We start from the raw sequence: 3,522 nt of genomic DNA on the forward strand, positions 1-3,522 counted from the left end.
GGCACAAGTCCGGAAAGCGTATGGATACGCACTGGATCACTTTTATGAAGGTGAAGCGATGAATCCCGACTTCCACCTTACCGCCACCAACCGCCAATACCTGCACCAGAAGATAGATCAACTGGATTGCAGCAATGGCACATGGATGGTTTCGATCAGGCCATACAAGGCCAAGCGCAGCAATCCACAGAACAGCATTGAAGAGCCAGCGAGGCTAGATGGAGGGTGGAAGCCGTGAATAACGTAGTAGAGACATTATTTCAAAATACAGAATTTTTTTCGCCAGCCTCTACCGACATGATTGATGGCATGGTGGCGCGCTACAACTTCGACCGCCAGCGCATTGCCGAGGTTGTGGAGTTCTCTAAGAGCCAAGCCTGCCAAGGCGTCATGCACTATTTTCTGAGCGGCAATGCCACTGAGGAACGTGGGCGCATGTCAATGTCGATGTCGGTAGGTCAACTATTCCAAGAGGAAGGTGCAGTGCATGCGCTAAACGCCAAATACTGGAGCGAGGCGCTGGATTTGACCGACGTGTACGATGCGATGCCGCAAGACCGTCGCAACCAGTGGAACGAGCAGATACGCAACCCGGCTGGTGTGAAAAAGCACCGAGACAGCAAGGAATGGGAAACGCCGCCGCTGCCAGACTTCGAGGAAGAGACTGTCCGCGCAACGCTCATTGACTTGCTCAACAAGCGTACTCAGTTCCTCGCAGAACGTGTCGATGGTATTTTCCGCGCACTGTCTGGCGAGCATGTCACAAACTCGCCTGCTGCATTCGGAAAGCGGATGATCATAGCGCATCTAGTGAATAGTTGGGGCGGCTCACAGCATGATCGCGTCGGCTATATCAATGATCTGCGCTGCGTCATCGCAAAATTCATGGGGCGCGATGAGCCGCCTAGCTGGAATTCTACCTCTCGCGTGGTCGCGCATGCGCGGAAGGAGCGCCGTGGCGAGTGGGTTATCCTGGACGGCGGTTCGCTTCGCCTGCGCGCCTACAAGTGCGGCACTGCCCACCTTGAGGTGCATCCAGATATGGCATGGCGGCTCAACAGCATCCTGGCGCACCTGCACCCGATGGCTATACCGCCAGAGTTCCGCACCAAGCCCAAGAAAAAGCCGAAGGAATTTGCGATGATGAGCCGCCCGCTACCGTTCGCGGTGGTAGAGCTGCTGGCGAGCATGAAGCAGGCGTACAAGTTCGTCGAGACTGGTGACTTCCTAAACCCCAAGCGCAAGGAATACTACAAAAACTCGCTGGATTTTGAGCGCTTCACAATGGCTTGGGATAAGGCCAGCACCGCTGCCAAGGACGAGGCTGAGCGCGTCATGGAATTCCTTGGCGGCGTCAAACAGGAAAAGGGTTGGTATCAGTTCGACTATGATCCGCGTGAGGTGATCGCCGATATTGTTTGCACAGGCTGCTTGCCAGACCAGAAGGCGCACCAGTATTACCCGACACCTGCCAACGTGGCTGCCAAAGCTATCGAGCTGGCGCAGATCGGCGACGAGGATGAATGCCTTGAGCCAAGTGCGGGGCAGGGCGGCCTGGCTGACCTGATGCCCAAGGATCGAACACTGTGCATAGAGATCAGCGCGCTGCATTGCAAGGTGCTGGAGGCCAAGGGCCACAAGGTGCAACAGGCTGACTTCCTCAAGATTGATGGCCTTGCATATGGCCGCATCATCATGAACCCGCCATTCAGCGAGGGACGCTGGAAACTGCACCTGGAGCATGCCGCCTCGATGCTGCGCGATGATGGGCGCCTCGTCGCCATCCTGCCATCGTCGGCAAAGGGCAAGACCTTGTTGCCTGGCTGGTCACATGAGTGGTCGAAGGTGTTTGAGAACGAGTTTAGCGGCACGTCAGTGGACGTTGTCATTCTGGTCGCCAGGAAGGGGAGATTCGCAGCATGAAAACTACCAGAGAAAAATACCAAACTCGACAAGCATTCCTTGGTAATGAAATGAACCGCGAGGCAGCTATCCTCATCATCAAGAACGCCCCTCTTGATCCGTTTCGGCCATTGGAAGTATTAGTCCGTGAGCAGGTTAAGAAGAGATCCCTAGACCAGAATGCAAAGTTCCATGCAATTTGTAACCATGTAGCTAAAAGTGGACATAAATTTGCTGGAAAAGCTAGAGAGGATTATGAATGGAAAGTTATTTTTGTTTCAGGCCATTCAGTAGCAACAAAATCATGGTCAGAAGTTATACCTGGAATAGAAGGTGAATTTGTAAACATAAGAGAATCAACTTCCAAAATGGACAAAAGTAGAGCTTCAAGCTTAATTGAATATTGCATAGCGTACTGTTTGGAAAATGGTATAATGTTGCCTTACTTTGACGAGGGGTAAGTATGCCTAAAACTGTAAAAAGAGACTTCTCTGGACAAAAAATAAATAGATTAAGTGTCTTGTATTTTGTGCCAGATGATACTAAACATTCAAAATTTATGTGCAAATGCGATTGTGGAAACAATGTAATTGTCTATGGTCAGACATTGTTAACAAAATCAGCAGTTTCATGTGGATGTTATGCAAAAGAACAAACGGCTAAACGGTTAACAACGCATGGAATGGCTGGAAAAAACAGAACAAGAACTTACAATTCATGGGCATCTATGATGACTAGATGTGTTTGGGGGCACCATGAAAGCTATAAGACATACGGGGAAATGGGAATAACCGTATGCGAACGATGGCATAATTTTGAAAACTTTTTAAGCGATATGGGAGAGCGTCCAATTGGACGATCTATTGACAGATTAGATACGTCTGGAAATTATGAGCCATCAAATTGCAGATGGGCAACAAGAAGAGAGCAGGCGTTAAATAAGAAAAAAACAGTTAAACTAATTTATAACGGAGAACTAATAACAAATTTTGAATTGGCGACTAAACTAAAAATTAGTTTAAAGGCCCTGGAAGCAAGAATTAGAAGGCGTGGAGGTGATTACATTGCTGGATATAAATCTTATGGAATAGAAGTTAGCCTTCCTGTGGGTAGAGAATAATGATTAACAAATCCTCGCGCAGCAGAGATCTCAATAAAGTAAACCTCCAATGCTGGTAACTCACGCATTCGGCGCTGGTGATCGCGCCTTGGTCGGAAGCACGACAAAACTAAGTAGGAAGGGCTTTGCTATCTACCTTGAGCAAGTGACGGCGTATGGTGCCGGGCTTGGGGTAATGTTCAGGGAATATTTAAGATAATGTATTGACATTAAAATGCTTCACTGTATTATGTTCGAACATTGTATAGGAGAAAACAAAATGAAATTCGAGGTTACATTAAAACAGCTAAGATACCATAAGGAAAGTTCAGCATCTTATGAAAGATGAAAGAAGCATTCATGCTTTGGATGTGGCTGAAAAGCATGCAGATGGCAACGCTACCGATGAGGAATTAGACGCCGCCAGGGCTGCTTCTAGTGATGCTGCTTGGGCTGCTGCTAGTGATGCTGCTAGTGATGCTGCTAGTGATGCTGCTAGTGATGCTGCTAGTGATGCTGCT

General features: G+C 48.6%; 5 protein-coding genes. All 5 read left to right on the top strand.

Features of this window, described 5'->3' with window-relative positions; genetic code table 11:
• The coding region (locus V7Z75_RS14125; protein WP_334109284.1) for a hypothetical protein at positions 1–238 on the top strand (238 nt) is incomplete at its 5' end.
• Positions 235–1,923 (top strand): DUF4942 domain-containing protein, encoded by a 1,689-nt coding sequence (locus tag V7Z75_RS14130; protein WP_334109286.1) that lies wholly within the window; start codon positions 235–237, stop codon positions 1,921–1,923. The genes V7Z75_RS14125 and V7Z75_RS14130, both read left to right, overlap by 4 nt.
• Entirely contained in the window at positions 1,920–2,363 is a 444-nt protein-coding gene (locus V7Z75_RS14135; RefSeq protein WP_334109287.1) for a recombination protein NinB, read from the top strand. The genes V7Z75_RS14130 and V7Z75_RS14135 overlap by 4 nt, the downstream gene beginning before the upstream one ends.
• A gap of 2 nt (positions 2,364–2,365) precedes the next feature.
• Positions 2,366–3,022 (top strand): hypothetical protein, encoded by a 657-nt coding sequence (locus tag V7Z75_RS14140; RefSeq protein WP_334109288.1) that lies wholly within the window; start codon positions 2,366–2,368, stop codon positions 3,020–3,022.
• 317 nt (positions 3,023–3,339) lie between these two features.
• A partial coding sequence (locus V7Z75_RS14145) for a hypothetical protein (protein ID WP_334109289.1) occupies positions 3,340–3,522 on the top strand: 183 nt, incomplete at its 3' end.

Source organism: Methylobacillus sp. (assembly GCF_036844465.1).
In the GTDB taxonomy this organism is placed as follows: Bacteria; Pseudomonadota; Gammaproteobacteria; order Burkholderiales; family Methylophilaceae; genus Methylobacillus.